16 protein-coding genes and 1 pseudogene are annotated in these 18,584 nt (G+C 49.8%); 16 read left to right on the forward strand and 1 reads right to left on the reverse strand.

Annotation, left to right across the window (positions count from 1 at the left end):
* The first annotated feature begins 292 nt into the window (after positions 1 to 292).
* From FD09_RS17075 to FD09_RS06175, 6 genes and pseudogenes are all read left to right on the forward strand, one after another.
* The gene (locus FD09_RS17075; protein ID WP_415650029.1) at positions 293 to 673 is read left to right on the forward strand and encodes a RodZ domain-containing protein; all 381 of its coding nucleotides are present in this window, start codon (positions 293 to 295) and stop codon (positions 671 to 673) included.
* A gap of 63 nt (positions 674 to 736) precedes the next feature.
* Positions 737 to 1,324, forward strand: coding sequence for a CDP-diacylglycerol--glycerol-3-phosphate 3-phosphatidyltransferase (gene pgsA, locus FD09_RS06155; RefSeq protein ID WP_057819419.1), 588 nt, complete (start codon positions 737 to 739; stop codon positions 1,322 to 1,324).
* A 103-nt stretch (positions 1,325 to 1,427) separates the two neighbouring features.
* Positions 1,428 to 2,660 carry a competence/damage-inducible protein A gene (locus FD09_RS06160; RefSeq protein WP_057819610.1) on the forward strand — a complete coding sequence of 411 codons (1,233 nt, stop codon included), beginning with the start codon at positions 1,428 to 1,430 and terminating at the stop codon, positions 2,658 to 2,660.
* A gap of 175 nt (positions 2,661 to 2,835) precedes the next feature.
* A pseudogene (gene recA / locus FD09_RS06165) lies at positions 2,836 to 3,897 on the forward strand (recombinase RecA); the annotation flags it as partial.
* A gap of 719 nt (positions 3,898 to 4,616) precedes the next feature.
* The gene (gene rny, locus FD09_RS06170; protein WP_057819422.1) at positions 4,617 to 6,200 is read left to right on the forward strand and encodes a ribonuclease Y; all 1,584 of its coding nucleotides are present in this window, start codon (positions 4,617 to 4,619) and stop codon (positions 6,198 to 6,200) included.
* Between the two features lie 168 nt (positions 6,201 to 6,368).
* On the forward strand, positions 6,369 to 7,460 hold the full coding sequence (locus FD09_RS06175) for a glycosyltransferase family 4 protein (protein ID WP_057819424.1): 1,092 nt from the start codon (positions 6,369 to 6,371) through the stop codon (positions 7,458 to 7,460).
* 66 nt (positions 7,461 to 7,526) lie between these two features.
* Here the strand turns inward: FD09_RS06175 and FD09_RS06180 are convergent, their stop codons facing one another.
* Positions 7,527 to 8,198, reverse strand: a complete 672-nt coding sequence (locus FD09_RS06180; protein WP_057819427.1) for a YigZ family protein — start codon at positions 8,196 to 8,198, stop codon at positions 7,527 to 7,529.
* Between FD09_RS06180 and FD09_RS16465 the strand changes: the two genes are divergently transcribed.
* The 10 genes from FD09_RS16465 to FD09_RS06230 all read left to right on the forward strand — a co-directional run bounded on the left by FD09_RS16465 (position 8,112) and on the right by FD09_RS06230 (position 18,554).
* The gene (locus FD09_RS16465) at positions 8,112 to 8,426 is read left to right on the forward strand and encodes a hypothetical protein (RefSeq protein WP_235812227.1); all 315 of its coding nucleotides are present in this window, start codon (positions 8,112 to 8,114) and stop codon (positions 8,424 to 8,426) included. The two genes, FD09_RS06180 and FD09_RS16465, sit on opposite strands and share 87 nt — an antisense overlap.
* Positions 8,427 to 8,464: 38 nt before the next feature.
* The gene (locus tag FD09_RS06185) at positions 8,465 to 9,529 is read left to right on the forward strand and encodes a DEAD/DEAH box helicase (RefSeq protein ID WP_057819429.1); all 1,065 of its coding nucleotides are present in this window, start codon (positions 8,465 to 8,467) and stop codon (positions 9,527 to 9,529) included.
* Between the two features lie 210 nt (positions 9,530 to 9,739).
* Entirely contained in the window at positions 9,740 to 10,231 is a 492-nt protein-coding gene (locus FD09_RS06195; protein WP_157053702.1) for a ComF family protein, read from the forward strand.
* Between the two features lie 137 nt (positions 10,232 to 10,368).
* Complete coding sequence (hpf, locus tag FD09_RS06200; RefSeq protein ID WP_057819435.1) at positions 10,369 to 10,941, forward strand: ribosome hibernation-promoting factor, HPF/YfiA family; 573 nt, start codon at positions 10,369 to 10,371, stop codon at positions 10,939 to 10,941.
* A 125-nt stretch (positions 10,942 to 11,066) separates the two neighbouring features.
* Positions 11,067 to 13,430, forward strand: coding sequence for a preprotein translocase subunit SecA (secA, locus tag FD09_RS06205; protein ID WP_057819436.1), 2,364 nt, complete (start codon positions 11,067 to 11,069; stop codon positions 13,428 to 13,430).
* 67 nt (positions 13,431 to 13,497) lie between these two features.
* A protein-coding gene (gene prfB, locus FD09_RS06210; RefSeq protein WP_201782860.1) for a peptide chain release factor 2 occupies positions 13,498 to 14,620 on the forward strand; the annotation gives its coding sequence in 2 pieces (ribosomal slippage) (positions 13,498 to 13,569 and positions 13,571 to 14,620; 1,122 coding nt in all).
* Between the two features lie 104 nt (positions 14,621 to 14,724).
* Positions 14,725 to 15,411, forward strand: a complete 687-nt coding sequence (gene ftsE / locus FD09_RS06215; protein ID WP_057819438.1) for a cell division ATP-binding protein FtsE — start codon at positions 14,725 to 14,727, stop codon at positions 15,409 to 15,411.
* On the forward strand, positions 15,401 to 16,288 hold the full coding sequence (gene ftsX, locus FD09_RS06220) for a permease-like cell division protein FtsX (RefSeq protein ID WP_057819439.1): 888 nt from the start codon (positions 15,401 to 15,403) through the stop codon (positions 16,286 to 16,288). Before ftsE ends, ftsX begins: the two co-directional genes overlap by 11 nt.
* A 128-nt stretch (positions 16,289 to 16,416) precedes the next feature.
* The gene (locus tag FD09_RS06225; protein WP_057819441.1) at positions 16,417 to 17,127 is read left to right on the forward strand and encodes a response regulator transcription factor; all 711 of its coding nucleotides are present in this window, start codon (positions 16,417 to 16,419) and stop codon (positions 17,125 to 17,127) included.
* Complete coding sequence (locus tag FD09_RS06230) at positions 17,124 to 18,554, forward strand: sensor histidine kinase (RefSeq protein ID WP_057819443.1); 1,431 nt, start codon at positions 17,124 to 17,126, stop codon at positions 18,552 to 18,554. The genes FD09_RS06225 and FD09_RS06230 overlap by 4 nt, the downstream gene beginning before the upstream one ends.
* Positions 18,555 to 18,584 lie beyond the last annotated feature (30 nt).

Consider the following 18,584-nt stretch of genomic DNA (forward strand, 5'->3'; position numbering starts at 1 on the left):
TGCCACTGGTTTAGCCGCTCGGGCGCGGAATTATGTTCCCCAGATTATCGTCGTGGCGGTCGTGATTTTGATTATCGGCCTGTTGACCTGGTTTGCTTTCCAGGGCCGCAACAGTCAAAAACAGATCCCGACTACGGGTGCATCGTCCAGTCAAGTTGTGAAGTCCAGTAAGAAGGGATCATCTTCCAGCAAGAGCAGCAGCTCTAAGAAGTCGGAATCGTCTTCTAAGAAAGAAAGCAGCAGTAAGAAGTCGGAATTGAAGATCACCAACACTGGGAACAACGGTAGTCAGATGAATTTCACCGTCACTGATTTACCCAGCAGCGGTAACAAGATCACAGTGGCCGCTACGAATCAATCGGTTTGGTTAGCCATTTCCTTTGGTGGTGTGCAAAGCTGGCAGGGTACTTTGACTGCTGGTCAAAGCCATGAAGTGGCCGTACCGGACGGCACTACCGCCATTGAGTTGCGGACTGGTAATGCCACCGCCACTTCTGCTAAGCTGAACGACAAGAAGATCGATATCGACGCCAGCGGCATTACAAGCGTTGTGCGGACAGCGACGATCACGGTGGCCGGGGCTAATGGTGCTGCCGCCAGCAGCAGTAGTGCCACTGGCACGGCAGATACGGACACAGATACCAGTGCGTCCAGTGAGAGCAGCGCAGAGTAATTGTGTGATTGCACATGACACGTCGCGACTAAGTAGGCCGCGGCCTTTGGGTGGAGGATGAGTATGAATTTACCAAATAAGTTGACTGTTTTTCGAATCATTTTGATCCCTGTGTTTATTTTGTTGCTGGCTATTCCCTGGGCTTGGGGTTCCGTGGTGCTTTTGGGCACCGCGATTGCGACCAATTACTTAGTGGCAGCGATCGTTTTCATCGTGGCCTCATTAACGGATTTGTTGGACGGGAAGATTGCCCGCAGCCAACATCTCGTCACTAACTTCGGTAAGTTTGCTGATCCCTTGGCAGACAAGATGCTGGTTATGACCGCCTTTATCTTTTTGGTTGAGTTGGGCAAAGCCCCAGCTTGGGTTGTGGCCATTATCGTCTGCCGGGAGCTGGCGGTGACTGGGCTGCGGTTACTGATCGTTGAACAAAGCGGGACTGTGATGGCGGCTGCTTGGCCGGGTAAGATTAAGACTAATACGCAGATGTTTGCCATTATTTTCCTGTTGCTGAATAATATTGGTTTCAGCACGCTGCATATTCCTTTTGGTGAAATATTGTTGTACATTTGTCTGTTCTTTACGGTTTACTCTGGCGCGGATTACTTTATTAAAGGGCGCCATGCATTCAGTGATTCCAGCCAAGAATAATCAAGTCCAAATAAGTTCCAGTGGCCGACGGGTTGCTGGAATTTATTTTTTTCGGCAAATTGCGTTACGCTTAGCATAATTAATTGATGGGAGCGGATGAATGATGAAGGCAGAAATTATTGCAGTGGGTACTGAAATGTTGTTGGGCGAAATTACGGACACCAACACCCCGTATTTAGCCCGGCAACTGGCTCAGTTGGGGATCGATATGTATTATCAAAACACGGTAGGAGATAACCCGGCCCGGATCACGGGGTTACTGGCCCAGGCTAGTCAGCGCAGCGATCTCATCGTTTTGATGGGTGGGCTGGGACCGACGGCGGATGATGTGACGAAACAAACGCTGACCAGCTTTTTAAAGCGTCCATTGGTTACTGATGCAGCGGCGGAGCAGAAATTACATGAACAAGCCCGGCGGTTGCAGCACGCACTGACCGCGAATAATTATGTACAGGCCCAATTACCGGCGGATTCGATTCCCCTGGCTAACCGCACAGGTTTGGCGGTGGGTAGTTGGACCGCAGTGGACGGGCGGGTTTATGTCACTTTGCCTGGTCCGCCTCAGGAATTACGGCCAATGGTGAGTGAGCAATTGATTCCGTTACTCGCCAAACAGACGCATCACGTCTTGGCATCGCGCATGTTGCGCTTTTTCGGTCTGACAGAATCCGTGATTGCCACGCGTTTAGCTGAAGTCATTGATGCCCAAACTAATCCCACCATTGCCATTTATTATCAGTTTCCGGATATCGCGGTGCGGATTACGGCCCGAGCACAGGACACGGAGAGTGCTGAGCGCATACTACAGCCCGTGGTGCGGCAAGTGCAGACATTGTTGGGGGACGCATATTATGGTGAAGGTGAGCACAATTCACTGGCTCAAGTGGTCGGTAATGAACTCATCCATGGCCAGCACACGATCACTGCAGCGGAGAGCCTCACTGCGGGGGAGTTTCAGGCCACTTTGGGTAGCGTCCCAGGAATTTCTGCGGTCTTTCCCGGCGGCTTTGTCACGTATGCCGCTGCTCAAAAAACAGCAATGATCGGTGTCCCAGCGGATACCATCCAGGCCCACGGTGTGGTGAGCGCGGAAACCGCCCAGGCAATGGCCGAGGGGGCAAAACGGCAAGTGGGAACCGAGTATGCCTTAGGCTTTACTGGCGTGGCTGGTCCGGATAATCTTGAAGAGAAGCCAGCCGGGACAGTTTTCATCGGCTTGGCCGGCCCCGCTAAGACGGTGGTACGTGAATTTCACCTGATCGGCAGCCGCAACGAAGTCCGGGCCCGGGCGGTGGCCTGGGGGTTCAAAATGCTGCAAAATAATTTGCCAGAATAAAACATTTGTTCGCTTTTTTGTTGTTATTTCTGCCACTATCCGATAAAATAGAAGATGATCTGAATTAACCGAGAATTCGATAATAGGCACACAAAAGAAAAGAGGATCGCCTTTGGCTAAAAATACTCATCCACTTAAAGAAGTCACTGAAAAAACTGGTAAAGAAGAACGAAAAGTGGCACTTGCCGATGCCCTGAAGAAGATTGAAAAGAACTTCGGTAAAGGGGCGATTATGCGTATGGGCGAAAAAGCCGATACGCAAATCAAAACGGTCTCCACTGGTTCCTTAGCCTTGGATACCGCCCTTGGTGTGGGCGGCTATCCCCGGGGCCGGATCGTGGAAATTTACGGTCCAGAATCATCCGGTAAAACCACCGTGGCTCTCCATGCAGTGGCGGAAGTACAAAAAGAGGGCGGCACGGCGGCATATATTGATGCCGAAAACGCCCTTGACCCAGAATACGCAAAGCACTTAGGCGTCAACATCGATGATCTGCTATTGTCCCAGCCAGATACTGGTGAACAAGGGTTGGAAATCGCGGACGCCTTAGTCACCAGCGGCGCCGTGGACTTGGTTGTCGTCGACTCGGTGGCGGCATTAGTCCCTCGTGCAGAAATTGAAGGCGAAATGGGTGATGCCCATGTTGGTCTGCAGGCACGGCTGATGTCCCAGGCGTTGCGGAAGTTGTCTGGCTCCATCAGTAAAACCAAGACGATCGCCATCTTCATCAACCAGATCCGGGAAAAAGTCGGCGTAATGTTTGGTAATCCAGAAACCACTCCTGGCGGCCGGGCATTGAAGTTCTATGCGACTATTCGGCTGGAAGTGCGCCGGTCAGAACAGATCAAAGACGGTACGGATATTATTGGTAACCGGGTCAAGATCAAGGTCGTGAAGAATAAGGTAGCACCGCCGTTTAAGGTTGCTGAAGTCGATATTATGTACGGCAAGGGGATTTCCCGAACCGGCGAATTGCTCGATATGGCTGTGGATAAGGATATCGTCGATAAGAGCGGTTCTTGGTATTCCTATGGCGCTGACCGAATTGGACAAGGCCGTGAGAATGCGAAACAATATCTGGCGGATCATCCAGATGTTGAATCCGAGATTCGGATCAAGGTACGTCAGGCTTATGGAATCAGTGATGCCAAGGATGCAGAGGCGGACCAAGAAAAGGATGCCGAAGCAGCTAAGGCTGATGCCGGTAAAGAAACGACTGCAGCAGCGGATAAGAAAGCCGCAGACGCGAAGGCACCAGCGACTAAGCCTGCTGCCAAAGCAAGTCCGGATACAAAGGACGTTAAAGAGACCAAGGATGTCAAGGATACTAAAGATACCAAGGGTAAAGCCAAGGCATCTGCCGGTGAAGCTATCGATATCTTTGATGGGTCGGAGAAGTAATTTTTTAGTGATGAATCCTCTGCCAGGTGGCGGGGGATTTTTTAGTGGGTGAATCTTTTTTTGGGGGGAAAGCGGATGAGTGAATTATAATTGTGAGGTTGCTGAATTTAGTGCCAATGCGGAGCACCCTAGCTTGCGCAGTTTTGGCACGGCTGGGGTGGGCTCTTTCGCTGTATCCCCCATAAACGGGCTGCGCGGGCCAGAGGCTAGGAGATAAGGGCAAGCAGGCACAAAACCTAAGGGCGGGTTTTCTGCGCCTTTCCGCACTCTCAGAAACGGGCTCCGCCGACCAGGGGTTCGGCCCCATAAACGGGCTGCGCCGACCAGGGGCTAGGGCAGAAGGCAGGGCAGACATAAAACCTAAAACCGGGTTTTCTGTCTGCCCTGCCTTCTGCCTACGCCCCTAACCGGTCGGCTCCGCCCTCTCTTTGTATTGACACCCTTCCTTTTTCCCTCTAGAATTATGATTGTGTCAATAATCTACAATTTACTAACCATCTAAAAAGATTCTCTAAAAAATGAGTAACACTTTTTGATGATGCGGAGGTGAACAAATGGAACCCTGGGTTCTGATAATCCTCGCAGTCATCATGTGTGTTGTTGGTTTTGTTGCTGGGTATTTGACCAAGAAAGCCGCGCAGCGTCGGGATTTAGACGATGCACATCAAAACGCTGCGGGAATTATTGCAAGTGCTAAACGGGATGCTGCCGCGATTAAGCGGGAAGCAGACACCGCTAAGAAAGAAGCACTTCTTTCCGCCAAGGACGAGGGCCACCGCTACCGTGCAGAAATGGAAGCGGAGCTTAAGACGCGGCGGGAGGAATTACAAAAGCAAGAAAATCGCTTGCTGCAAAGAGAAGAGACGTTAGACCACAAGGATGACGTTTTGAATAATAAAGAGGGCAGCCTTGATAAACGTGAGGATAAACTCGAAATGCAGCAGCAACAGATCGATGAAGCCAAGAAAAAAGTAACGGATACACTCCAGGCACAGGAAGATAAGTTAGCGGAGATTGCTCAGTTCAGTAGGGACGATGCCCGCAACCAAATTCTCGCTGCCACTAAAGAAGAATTGACCCACGAACGGGCAGTGATGATTCGCGAAAGCGAGGAAACTGCCAAGGAGGAAGCGGATAGCAAGGCGAGGGATCTTATCGCTCAAGCCATCCAGCGTTCTGCTGCGGACGTGGTAACTGAAACAACAGTGACCGTTGTGTCGCTGCCTAGTGATGATATGAAAGGACGGATCATCGGTAAAGAAGGTCGCAACATTCGGACTTTGGAAACATTGACCGGCATTGACTTGATTATTGATGATACGCCAGAAGCGGTTGTATTATCCGGCTTTGACCCGGTTCGGCGAGAGATTGCCCGAATTGCGTTGGAGAAGCTGATCGCTGACGGTCGGATTCATCCGGCCCGCATTGAAGAAGCTGTGGAGAAGGCTCGGAAAGAAATGGATGCCCGCATTCGAGAGATCGGTGAACAGGCATTATTTGAACTGGGCATTCACCACATGCACCCCGACCTGATTAAGTTAGTGGGGCGGATGCACTTCCGGACCAGTTATGGCCAGAATGTGTTGAATCACTCAATTGAGGTGGCTAAACTTGCTGGCATTATGGCGGGTGAGCTTGGAGAAGACGTTACCCTGGCAAAACGCGCAGGATTATTACACGATATAGGTAAGGCCATCGACCATGAAGTCGATGGGTCCCATGTGGAGATTGGTGTGGAATTGGCGAAGAAATATCGCGAATCAGCCACGGTGATCAACACCATTGCGTCCCACCATGGGGATGTGGCACCGGAAAGCGTCATTGCTGTCCTGGTGGCGGCGGCTGATGCGATTTCAGCTGCTCGACCAGGTGCGCGTTCAGAGTCTCTGGAGAATTATATCCATCGGTTAGAAAAGCTGGAAGACATCACTAATTCCTTTGCTGGCGTGGATCACAGCTTCGCGATTCAAGCCGGTCGGGAAGTCCGGGTTATTGTGACACCGGAGAAAGTAAACGATGATCAAGCAGCTATTTTGACCCATGAGATTCGGGAGCGTATCGAGAAAGAACTGGAATATCCAGGTCATATCAAAGTGACAGTCATTCGGGAAACACGCTTCGTGGAAACTGCGAAGTAGCACTTATTCAAGGAAAATCCAGACGCCCATCTGCGGTCGGATTTTCCAAGAGCAAGTCTGATCCGATCCAATTAATAATATGAGCGGCAATACCATCGTTCGATGGCATTGCCGCTTTTCTGTCAGACCGGTATAATAAGATTAATTCTAGGGATTAGGAGATTCATGATGTTTCGAGTAATTGTCGCGCTTTTTGGTACGATGTTCTTTTCAGCAGTCATCACCCCGTTTATCCGTAAACTGGCTTTCGTGTTGGGTGCAGTGGATATGCCCAATGCTCGGCGGGTCAATCGCAAGCCGATGCCGACAATGGGCGGGTTAGGAATCTTCATTTCCTTCGTGTTTGCCACGTTTGTGTTACTGCGCAATCAATTCCCAACCCATGAGCTGTTCAGCGTCTTGTTGGGGGCCAGCGTGATCATTCTGACCGGAATGATCGACGATATCAAGGAATTGAAGCCGTGGCAGAAAATGTTGGGGATTGTTATTGCCGCCAGCATAATCTACTTCTTAGCCGGTATCCGGATGGATAGTGTGGCATTATTTGGGATGCACTTCGATTTGGGCTGGGCCAGCTACTTCGTCACCATCTTCTGGATTGCCGCGTTAACCAACGCTGTCAACTTGATCGACGGCCTGGATGGTCTTGCCACTGGAGTAGCCATTATCGCCCTCTTTACCATGGGGGTCATCGGGGTGTTCTTCCTGCTCCCTGGAGAAATTTACGTTCCTATTTGGATCTTCTGCCTAGTGGCCGCACTGATCGGCTTTTTACCCCATAATTTTCATCCCGCCAGCATTTTCCTAGGGGACACTGGGGCATTGTTTATTGGTTTCATGATTTCTGTTTTCTCGCTTAAAGGGTTGAAAAACGTCACTTTTATCACCACGGTTATTCCGGTCATCATCTTGGGTGTACCGATTACCGACACCGTCTATGCCATCCTGCGGCGCAAACTTAACAAGAAACCAATCTCGCAAGCCGACAAGCACCATTTGCACCATCAGCTAATGGCTTTGGGTTTAACTCAGCGCCAAACCGTGATGGTGATCTACGGATTGACCCTGATCTTCTCAGCCATCGCCCTAATTTACCCACTATCGACGCTTTGGGGCAGCATCCTGCTGACGATCGCAGTAATCCTGGGACTTGAACTGTTCGTAGAATCAATCGGTTTATTGGGTGCCGGCCGCCAACCGTTACTCCACGCCATTCAGCGTTTCGTTAAACGCCTGTCACGTTCGGATCATCCAGTTTGAGTATTTTGTCTTTATCTTGGAACAAAACCGTCAGGCAAAGTGTCTGACGGTTTTGTTGTCTCTTCCTTAGTTTTCATATCTCGGCGCAGCCGGATCAGTGTAAGGCACTTCCCGGTATTGTTTATCACCAGTCTGGATTTGAATACTCCCACTGGTCAGATCAGTCAATTTGTCTCGGTAATTAGCCACATCACCGTCATCAATATAGGCCGTCACAGTGACTTTGACGCCGTAATCCGTATTTTCAATACTGTAGGGACTTTCTTCAAAGAAATGTTGAATCAAGGCCACTTGACTATAGTCAATTTCCAGGATGACGGCCTGCTGCAGCACGCCCCGGATAATACCGATATGGTGGGCGGCCTTCGTAACGGAATTACTATATGCACGAATGAGACCGCCCGCGCCCAACTTCGTACCGCCGAAGTAGCGGGTGGTGACGGCAACGACGTTTTTTAATTTCATCAACTTCATCGCTTCCAGCATTGGCACCCCGGCTGTGCCACTGGGTTCCCCATCGTCGTTGGCCCGTTGATGCTCATCATTGTCGCCAATGATATAGGCGCTGCAATTATGGGTGGCTTGATAGTGTTTCTTTTTGATTGCGGCAATGAAGTCGTTGGCCGCTTGTTCGTCGGTGACTCGTGCCATTTGGCAAATAAAACGGGACTTTTTGATTTCAATTTCATATTCGCCAGTTTGGGCGATGGTGAGGTAATTATTGAGCACAATATCCATTCCTTTGCGTATATATTGAGTGAGAACGAGAAGGTGGTGGGATTAACAGTGGAATCCATATTTCCTGGCGGACAAGCAGTGGTGGCAGGTTCGACCATGCGGGGAGCAATTCCCGCTATCAGCCACACGCATGGCGCCAGTAACTGTCAACGATGCGGTGCCAGTGGACGAGGGGAGAAAATCAATTACCTCTTGGTGGTGAATTTTGCCCAGAGTGTATTGGCCTAGGGCGAATCACCAGCCGAGATGATTTATATCGGGAACCGATGACCGAGTTCATGGTCAGAGCAGCAGCAGATGTATGTGCGTGGTCTGGCACACTGACACCGGCACAGGCTGGGGCAAGTCAAGATATTATCCAGACAATCAATCGGCAGCGACCGCTGTTGGTATGGGCCGTCACCGGTGCTGGTAAGACCGAGATGACCTTCCCGGCAGTGGCCGCAGTTTTGGCCAGTGGCGGAATGGTGGGGTACGCGTCACCGCGGATCGATGTTTGTAACGAACTTTTCCCTCGCTTGCAACGGGCATTTCCCACCGTGGCAAGCACACTCCTGCACGGTCAACAGACCCAGGGCTACGCGGGAGAGCAGTTAGTCGTCTGTACAGTCCATCAACTACTTCGATTCTATCATGCTTTTCAACTGCTGATTGTAGATGAAGTGGACGCCTTTCCGATGGTGAACTCTCGATTACTGCATGCGGCAGTGCGCAGCGCTTTATTGCCCACAGGAGCTAAAGTGTATCTTTCGGCCACCCCCGATCGCAAGCTGCTGTACCAAGCCAGGCATGGTGAGATTGATGTGACGTATTTGGCTCGGCGTTTCCACGGCTATCCGTTACCGGTTCCGCGCTGCCATTGGTGTCGCCAAACCACATTAACCACTTCATTGCGGCCACTTTTAGCTGTGGTGGGACAATACCGCCAGCAGTTTGTGCCAGTGATGATTTTTGTGCCGACGGTACCATTGTTAACCACGATTGTGGAACGCATTCACCACCGCTGGCCGCAGATCAAGGTAGCTGGTGTGCATGCGAATGATTCGCACCGGATTGAAAAGATTCAAGCGTTTCGCCAAGGTCAGACCACAGTTTTAGTGACCACGACGATTCTAGAACGCGGAGTGACCATTGGCGGGCTGCAGGTCATTGTGTGGCAAGCGTGTCATCAGCATTTCCAGGCCAATGCCTTGGTGCAGGTGGCCGGTCGGGCTGGTCGCGCCGATTGGCAGCCAGACGGGAATGTGGACTTTTTTTATCACCGGTACACTTTGGCCATTGCCGAGGCCATTCGGCAAATCAAAAAAATGAATCGGCGAGGGGGCGTTTGAATGACACTTTGTGGTTGGTGCGGGCGCCCGTGGCAAGTTAAAATTACATTTTCCCAGCTGTGTAGTTTACAAAGACGGCGTCCAGAAACTCTTTGCCCAGATTGTCGCAGTCAATTTGCTCCCGTCGCCACCAACACTGCGCAATGTCCTGGTTGCGGCCGGTTGGGGGACACGCATTTATGTCCAGAATGCCAGTTGTGGCATACTCGGATGCCTTGGCAAAAAGGCCGAGAGTATTATTTGTTTGGGTATCACTCCTTAATGCAGACGTATTTTGAGCGATACAAGCGCCAAGGGGATGTGCGCTTAGCGCCCCTTTTTCAATATGATCTTGCCAACTGGTGGCGCACCCGTCACTCTCTTTACGATGCCGTGATTCCCGTGCCAGGAGATCCAAAACGGTCCCTTCAACGCGGGTTTGAGCCGGTCATCCAGCTGATTGGTGATGTGTTTCCATTAACCTTGGCTCTGGCCAAAACGGTAACCACGCCCGAGCAGGCGCAGCTCAATCGCCATGACCGCTTGACGCAACCACAACCGTTTCGGTGGCAGCCCTGCCGAGGGGTGAACGGACACCAATGGCGGCGGATATTAATTGTGGATGATATTTACACGACGGGAGCCACTTTACACCAAGCAATGCACGTGATTCATCAAGCGGGCGTAGCGGCTGCCATGGATAGTTGGACATTAGCACGGTAAAAAAGTCTAAAACGCTTCCTGAAATGTTTGTTTGTGGCGGGTAGTTTGTTATAATTAAGGTGTAGTAAGGGTGGTGCAAGACGTTATCCTCACCACCGGGTGTACCTTTTGATACACTTTGAAGGGAGAGAAGTATTATGTTATCTTTTAATGTCCGTGGCGAAAACATCGAGGTTACTGATGCCATCCGCGCATACGTTGAAAAACGTTTGAGCAAGTTGAACAAGTATTTTGAGGATGCACCAAGCTCGATTGCCCACGTCAACTTAAAGCTGTACCCCAATAAGAATGCCAAGGTCGAAGTGACAATTCCACTGCCTTACTTGGTATTGCGGGCAGAGGAAACTTCTCCGGATCTTTATGCCAGCATCGATTTGGTGACTGACAAGTTGGAGCGGCAGATTCGTAAGTACAAGACGAAGATCAATCGGAAGAGCCGGGAGAAGGGTATCAAGAACTTCGATTTAACTGGTCCTGCTGAAGGCGTGCAGGATGCACCGGTGCCTGAACCGGCAGCACCCAGCGACAACTTCACGATTGTCCGGACCAAGCGGGTTTCCTTGAAGCCAATGGATTCAGAGGAAGCTGTGTTGCAGATGGATATGTTGGGGCATAACTTCTTTATCTTCGAAGATGCTGAAACTAATGGCACCAGCATTGTTTACCGTCGGCGCGATGGCCGGTACGGCTTGATTGAAACAGACGAATAATTAGCATTAATGCTTGATGAAAAAGGCCAGGGCAAACGTGTTTGCTCTGGCCTTTCTGTCTATGTTAAAATGGACCGGACTATATTTTCGCAGTAGTTATACAAATGAGGTTGTGAGGTCTAGAAATGGCAAATGTATTGAAGCGGTGGGTCGAATCCGACGCCCGCGAAGTTAAACGAATGGGTAAGATCGCCGATCAAGTCATCAGCTATGAAGACGAATATGCAGATTTGACAGATGAACAATTACAGGCTAAAACGCCAAAGTTCAAGGATCGGTTGGCCAATGGTGAAACTCTCGATGATATTTTACCGGAAGCATTCGCCGTGGTGCGTGAAGGCGCAAAACGTGTGCTGGGTTTGTTCCCATTCCGGGTGCAAATCATCGGTGGGATCACATTACACGAAGGCAACATTGCCGAAATGAAGACTGGTGAAGGTAAAACTTTGACAGCCACCATGCCGGTTTATTTGAATGCCTTGGCAGGCAAAGGGGTACACGTCGTTACTGTTAACGAGTACCTGTCCAGTCGGGACGCCACCGAAATGGGTCAACTCTACAACTGGTTGGGTTTGTCAGTGGGTTTAAACTTAAATGAAAAGAGTACCGACGAGAAGCGTGAAGCCTATAATTGCGACATCACGTATTCCACCAACAGTGAACTCGGATTCGATTACTTGCGGGATAACATGGTCGTCTACAAAGACCAGATGGTGCAACGGCCGCTGAATTATGCGATCGTCGACGAAGTGGACTCCATCTTAATCGATGAAGCCCGGACACCATTGATTATTTCCGGCCAGGCTGAAAAATCCACTGCACTGTACATTCGGACAGATCGGTTCGTTAAGACATTAAAGGAAAACGAAGACTACAAGATTGATTGGCCGACGAAGAGTATTTCACTGACTGAAGAAGGTATTCGTAAGGCAGAGAAAAACTTTGGCCTGGATAACTTGTACGATACAGATAACATGGTTCTTAACCACCATTTGGACCAAGCATTGCGGGCCAATTACATCATGTTGAATGATATTGATTACGTGGTTCAGGACGGTAAAGTCTTAATCGTTGACCAGTTCACTGGCCGGGTCATGGAAGGCCGGCGGTATTCCGACGGTCTGCACCAGGCCATTGAAGCCAAGGAAGGCGTCAAGATCGAAGACGAAACCAAGACCATGGCCAACATCACGTATCAGAACTATTTCCGGATGTACAACAAGCTGGCCGGGATGACTGGTACGGCCAAAACGGAAGAGGAAGAATTCCGTGAAATTTATAACATGGAAGTTATTTCTATTCCGACAAACAAGCCAGTGATTCGGGTAGACAATCCAGATGTGCTGTATCCGACGCTGGACAGTAAGTTCAATGCAGTTGTTCGAGAAATTCAAGAACGCCATGCAAAGGGCCAACCCATGCTGGTCGGGACTGTGGCCGTGGAAAATTCTGAACGTTTATCGCGCATGCTGGATAAAGTGAACATTCCCCATGCGGTCTTAAACGCCAAGAACCATGCCAAGGAAGCTGAGATCATCATGAATGCCGGTCAACGCGGCGCCGTTACGATTGCCACCAACATGGCCGGCCGGGGGACCGATATTAAATTGGGACCAGGTGTCAAAGAATTAGGCGGTTTAACGGTGTTGGGGACTGAACGACACGAGTCTCGGCGGATTGATAACCAGTTGCGGGGCCGTTCTGGCCGACAGGGGGACCCTGGTGAAACTCGGTTCTATATGTCTTTGGAAGACGACTTGATGAAACGCTTTGGTGGTGACCGGGTCAAGAACTTCATGGATCGCTTAAGCGGCCCCGATGATGATAAGGTCATCGAGAGCCGGCTGATTACTCACTCTGTGGAATCAGCACAAAAGCGGGTCGAAGGGAATAACTACGATACTCGGAAAAACACTCTGCAGTATGATGACGTCATGCGGGAACAACGGGAAGTCATGTACAAACAACGGCTGCAAGTGATTTCTGAAGATAAAGATCTGAAGTCAGTCTTGATGCCCATGATCAAGCGGACGATCACCAATCAAGTGGATATTCATACGCAAGGCAAGCCTGAAGAATGGGATTTGCAGGCGATCCTCGATTTTGCCCACACGGCCATGGTCAGCGATGACAAAATCGGCATGAAGGATATCAAGGGCAAATCCGCCGACGAAATCAAGAAGTTTATGATGAATCTGGCGGAAGAGAATTACAGCGACAAGGAAAAGGCTTTGAACGATCCGGCACAAATGTTGGAGTTTGAAAAGGTCGTTATTCTGCGAGTGGTGGATGCGCATTGGACCGACCACATTGATGCCATGGATCAGTTGCGACAATCCATCGGCTTACGGGGTTATGGTCAGATGAACCCGTTGGTGGAATATCAAGAAGAAGGGTATCGCATGTTTGAAGAAATGATTGCAGACATTGATTACGATGCCACCCGCTTGTTCATGCGGGCAGAGATTCGCCAAAACATTCGTCGTTAACACGTGGGGCTGGGGGCAAGTTTGTCGCCAGCCTTTCGCTTGTCAAGAAAATATTTGGAGGCAAAACATGGAATTAGCAGAAGCACGGCATATCTTAGATGAGATGCGCACCAAAATAAATCAGTTTAGGGGGTCTCTTTGACTTCCCTCACTTGCAGGAAACAATTGCGGTGAATGAAGCCAAGATGACTGAACCAGACTTTTGGAATGATTCCGAGAGTGCGCAAAAGATTATTGATGAAACGAACGATGCCAAGGGGCAGTTGGATACATTCAAAAAGTTAGATGACGCCTGGCAGGATTTACAAGTCGCCACAGAATTGTTGGCTGATGGTCCGGATGCCGAGTTGACCAAACAACTGGATGCGGGCATTCCAAAATTGCAAGAATCCATGCGGGAATATGAACTCAATCAGTTATTATCCGGGCCCTATGACCGCAATGATGCCTTGGTGGAAATTCACCCTGGTGCTGGCGGCACAGAAGCACAGGATTGGGCGTCAATGTTGTTGCGAATGTACACCCGGTGGGCCCAAAACCGGCATTTCAATGTAGAAACATTGGATTATTTAGCTGGTGACGAGGCCGGTGTGAAGTCGGTCACGATTCAGATCACTGGGCATAATGCGTATGGATTATTGCGCAGTGAAAAAGGGATTCACCGCTTGGTGCGGATTTCACCCTTTGATTCGGCTGGGCGGCGGCATACGTCATTTGCTTCCGTGGATATCATGCCAGTGTTAAACGATGACATATCAATCAAGATTCGCCCGGAAGATTTGCGAGTCGATGTCTATCGCTCCTCTGGTGCCGGTGGTCAACATATCAACAAGACCTCTAGTGCCGTCCGGATCACTCATTTACCCACGGGTATTGTGACCCAATCCCAAGCGCAGCGCTCCCAGCTGCAAAACCGGGAGACGGCCATGGCAATGTTGCGGTCAAAACTGTATGAACGGGCACAAGAAGAACAAAAGCAAAAGGAAGCAGCCATTCAGGGCGAACAAAAAGAAATCGGCTGGGGTTCACAGATTCGCTCTTATGTGTTCCATCCGTATACGATGGTCAAAGATCATCGCACAAACTACGAAACAAGCAATGGTCAAGCTGTCATGGATGGCGATCTCGATGGGTTTATTTATGCCTATTTGCAATGGGAATTGGCGCGTCATCAAGCACACATTTCATAGGAAATTAAGAATGAGACAGCTTTGTGATATTCCGTAAACGAACTGTTACGTTTGCTTGTTATAATGACTCTCGTGTTTTCTAGAGAAAGGAATTAACAATCCCTATGATTCGAATGGTAGATGTGTCCAAGACCTATGACAATGATGTACAGGCCTTAAAGGACGTTAATGTTGAGATTGATCAAGGCGATTTCGTCTATGTGGTGGGTCCATCTGGGGCCGGTAAATCCACGTTTATTAAACTGTTATACCGTGAATTGCGCGCAACTAAAGGACTGATCATGATCGATGAGTTCGATCTGATGAAGTTGAAAGATCGTGAAGTGCCTTTTCTTCGGCGGACGATTGGCGTCGTTTTCCAAGACTTCAAATTGTTGACGCGCTTAACGGTAGCGGAAAACATTGCTTACGCGATGGAAGTCATCGAGAAAGATCCTGAAGAAATTAAACAGCGCGTTACGGAAGTACTCAATGAGGTCGGACTGGCGGACAAAGCCGCGCGTTTCCCCAGCGAGTTATCCGGTGGGGAACAACAACGGGTGGCGATTGCCCGGGCCATTGCCAACTCCCCGCATATCCTGATTGCGGATGAACCGACGGGCAATTTGGATCCGAACACAGCTGAAGAAATCATGGCCCTGCTGGAAGAGATCAATCACAAAGGCACAACTGTGATTATGGCCACGCACAACGATCAGATCGTCAACAGTCATCCGCACCGTTTATTGGAAATCAATAATGGTACGCTGATCCGCGACGAGAAAGAGGGGACTTACGAAAATGAAGGCTAGTACATTTAAACGTCATGTCACGGATAGTTTCCGGAGTTTACGCCGGAACGGTGGGATGTCGGTAGCAGCCATTGTCTCCGTGACAGTCACGCTGCTCCTGGTCGGTATTTTCATGGCCCTCATTTTCAACGTGAACCACGTTTCTCGAGAAGTGGAAAATGATGTCCGAGTACGGGTCGAAATTGACCAAAAGACCACTGCTGCCCAACGTGCAAAATTGAAGCGTGAATTGCAAGACATGGATAATGTGGCGCAAGTATCATTCTCCAGCCGCAAACAGGAATTGGATAAAGTTGTCGGCAGTTACGGGAGTGCTTTCAGTATGTTTAGTGGTGACTCTAACCCACTTAACGACGTCTATGTGGTTAAAACGAAGACCCCGCAAGCCACGCAAAAAGTAGCTCAAGCGGCGAAGAAACTCAATCACGTGAATGACGCGGTTTATGGTGGTGCGAATGCCCGCAACCTATTCCGGGCCACAGACAGTTTGCGGCAGTGGGGCTTAGGCTTCAGCCTGATGTTGCTGTTGGTCGCTGTCTTTTTGATCTCAAACACGGTCCGGATCACCATCCTGAGCCGGCAAACCGAGATCGGCATTATGCGGTTAGTGGGGGCGACGAATTCATATATTCGCTGGCCATTCTTGCTAGAAGGAGCATGGACCGGATTGTTCGGTTCAATCATTCCCATCGCGATTGTCGATATTGGGTACGCGGTCATCTATGGCGCGTCCGCCCGGGGCTTTGCTTCGGCAGGCTACACGCTGTTATCGCCGGGGAGTCTGCTTATTGGCCTAGACTTCTTGCTGGCTGGTATTGGAATCGTCATTGGGGCGGTCGGTGCAGCCATCTCGATGGGTCGGTTCTTGAAAATATAATGTTGAAAAGCGCGATTTTTGTTCTCACTTTTTTCAGTGAGTTTCAAAAATCGCGTTTTTTTCTGATATACTCAAAGTGCATTAAACACATGCGTATTGCCGCGCTTTGATTTTAGGAGGGATACATGATGGCCACACGAATTCTGGTGGTGGACGATGAATCAACAATTCGGACGCTGATCGAATATAATTTGACCCAAGAGGGTTTCCAAGTGGATACCGCTGAGGATGGGGATGGCGCGTTACAGATGGCGCAAACCACAAATTATGATCTCATTTTGCTAGACTTAATGTTACCGGGCAAAGATGGGCTCACCGTAACTAAAACATTGCGTCAGGAAAAGATTGCCACACCGATTATTATGCTGACGGCGAAAGATAGTGAAACGGATAAAATTGTAGGATTAGAGTTGGGCGCCGATGATTATGTCACGAAGCCTTTCAGCGTCAAAGAATTGTTGGCCCGTATCCATGCGGTCCTGCGGCGTATCCAGGATCCCAGTGAAAAAACGGCGGCCGAGGTGATTACCTTTGGCCCGTTGACTGTGGACGTGGACGGCTTGCAGGCATCGTTGCGCGGTGAGCCGCTGACATTGACGCCAAAGGAATTCGATGTGCTGGCTTACTTGGTCAAGCGGCCCAATCGGGTTATTTCACGAGAACACATCTTAGACGCTGTCTGGGGTGTGGATTACCCTACTGAAACGCGGACCGTGGACATGCAGATATCGCATTTACGGGACAAAATCGAACCCAATCCCAAGGAGCCTGTTTATTTACAAACGGTTCGGGGATTTGGTTATAAGCTCACGAAACCAGAATCGGAGATGTCAGAATGAGATGGCGCGCACTTGGTATCCGGCTTTTCTGCGCCGTGGTGCTGTTTATTGGACTATTAGCCTGGATGAATAATTGGCCAGGGATGTTAGGATTACAACAACCGCTGGCGGTGGCCGCACCATGGATCTACTGGGGGATGATCGGGGCGTTTTGGGTAGTCTTTATCTTGCTCAGCAGTCTGCGGGATTATCGTTTACGCCGGTATGAGCAGCAAGTCGCCGAGGCTGCGACATACATGAACCAGATTCAGCATCTCAAAGCCCCAGAATTAATGCTGGCCGATGATGACCCTGAGTGGCAAGCTTTTTATCAACAGGCTAATCAGGTGAATCAGCTGACGCATCAGCTGCATGCGCAAGCGGACCAGAAACAAGCCGACTTTGATCGGCTCATTAACCACTTGCCCGTGGGGGTGATGGTGATTAATCCAGACGATAATGTGCAAATGGCCAATGAGGTGATGGAGACTTTATTGAACGTCCCCATTGACCCTACGCCGCATTCTTATTTGGATGATGTGAAGACGTTTGGATTGAGCCACTTGATCGAACATACTGAGGCCAATCATCGGACCCATCACGCTGAAGTGAAACTCGTGCAAAATAATGAACGGCCAGTGGATGCCTATGCCATTTGGATTGGCGATGAAGAAAGCGGCCAGGTGGTAGTCGTGCTTTACGATCTCGCCTTGATTCGCGCTGCAGAACAAATGCAATTGGACTTCGTAGGGAATGTGTCCCACGAATTGAAAACCCCGATTACATCCATTGCCGGTTTTGCAGAAACACTTCTCAGTGGTGCCAAGAATGATCCACAGTCTTTGGATAAGTTTTTACAGATTATTTTACAGGAATCCAATCGGTTGAATGATTTGGTCACCGACACCATTTCCGTGGCCCGGTTTGCCAATCCGCATCCCATTCATCCGCAAAAAATCCAAGTCAATTCAGAGATCGGCCGGGTGTTGACTATGTTGCGGCCGCGCATCATTGAACGCGATCTCAGTGTACAGATTAAGGGTGATACGGATACGACCTTTGTCTTTGATCCGGCTGAGTTTGATGATATTATCAAGAATTTGTTAACGAATGCCGTCATTTATAATCATCATGGTGGCGAAATTCGTGTCGAATATGGATTGAGTGACAAAAACTTCCGCTTGGTGGTTGCTGATACTGGTATTGGTATCCCCGAGGACGACCAGCAGCGGGTCTTTGAACGCTTCTACCGCGTCGATAAGATGCGTTCACGGCGCAACGGAGGAACTGGGTTAGGTCTGTCGATCGTCCAAGCCATTGTTCAACGGGCTGGCGGTGAAATCATTTTACACAGCCAAGTCGCAGTGGGCACGACCTTCACGGTCACTTTACCTCGGAAGCCAGCCAAAGAAATTGCCAATAACCAAACAACAGCGGACACCAAGTAATCGGTTTGAGTAAACCGGGTCTCAGTGCCG

Source organism: Schleiferilactobacillus perolens DSM 12744, assembly GCF_001435585.1.
Taxonomy (GTDB): domain Bacteria; phylum Bacillota; class Bacilli; order Lactobacillales; family Lactobacillaceae; genus Schleiferilactobacillus; species Schleiferilactobacillus perolens.

Excerpts from the sequence above, each read along its gene's own strand:
- FD09_RS06180 (WP_057819427.1), bottom strand. The coding sequence starts at position 8,198 with ATGGATATTGTGCTCAATAATTACCTCACCATCGCCCAAACTGGCGAA.
- FD09_RS06175 (WP_057819424.1), top strand. The coding sequence starts at position 6,369 with ATGTTTCGAGTAATTGTCGCGCTTTTTGGTACGATGTTCTTTTCAGCA.
- secA (WP_057819436.1), top strand. The coding sequence starts at position 11,067 with ATGGCAAATGTATTGAAGCGGTGGGTCGAATCCGACGCCCGCGAAGTT.
- FD09_RS06160 (WP_057819610.1), top strand. The coding sequence starts at position 1,428 with ATGAAGGCAGAAATTATTGCAGTGGGTACTGAAATGTTGTTGGGCGAA.
- rny (WP_057819422.1), top strand. The coding sequence starts at position 4,617 with ATGGAACCCTGGGTTCTGATAATCCTCGCAGTCATCATGTGTGTTGTT.
- FD09_RS06225 (WP_057819441.1), top strand. The coding sequence starts at position 16,417 with ATGGCCACACGAATTCTGGTGGTGGACGATGAATCAACAATTCGGACG.
- ftsX (WP_057819439.1), top strand. The coding sequence starts at position 15,401 with ATGAAGGCTAGTACATTTAAACGTCATGTCACGGATAGTTTCCGGAGT.
- FD09_RS06185 (WP_057819429.1), top strand. The coding sequence starts at position 8,465 with ATGACCGAGTTCATGGTCAGAGCAGCAGCAGATGTATGTGCGTGGTCT.
- ftsE (WP_057819438.1), top strand. The coding sequence starts at position 14,725 with ATGATTCGAATGGTAGATGTGTCCAAGACCTATGACAATGATGTACAG.
- pgsA (WP_057819419.1), top strand. The coding sequence starts at position 737 with ATGAATTTACCAAATAAGTTGACTGTTTTTCGAATCATTTTGATCCCT.
- FD09_RS06195 (WP_157053702.1), top strand. The coding sequence starts at position 9,740 with ATGCCTTGGCAAAAAGGCCGAGAGTATTATTTGTTTGGGTATCACTCC.
- hpf (WP_057819435.1), top strand. The coding sequence starts at position 10,369 with ATGTTATCTTTTAATGTCCGTGGCGAAAACATCGAGGTTACTGATGCC.
- FD09_RS06230 (WP_057819443.1), top strand. The coding sequence starts at position 17,124 with ATGAGATGGCGCGCACTTGGTATCCGGCTTTTCTGCGCCGTGGTGCTG.
- FD09_RS17075 (WP_415650029.1), top strand. The coding sequence starts at position 293 with ATGAATTTCACCGTCACTGATTTACCCAGCAGCGGTAACAAGATCACA.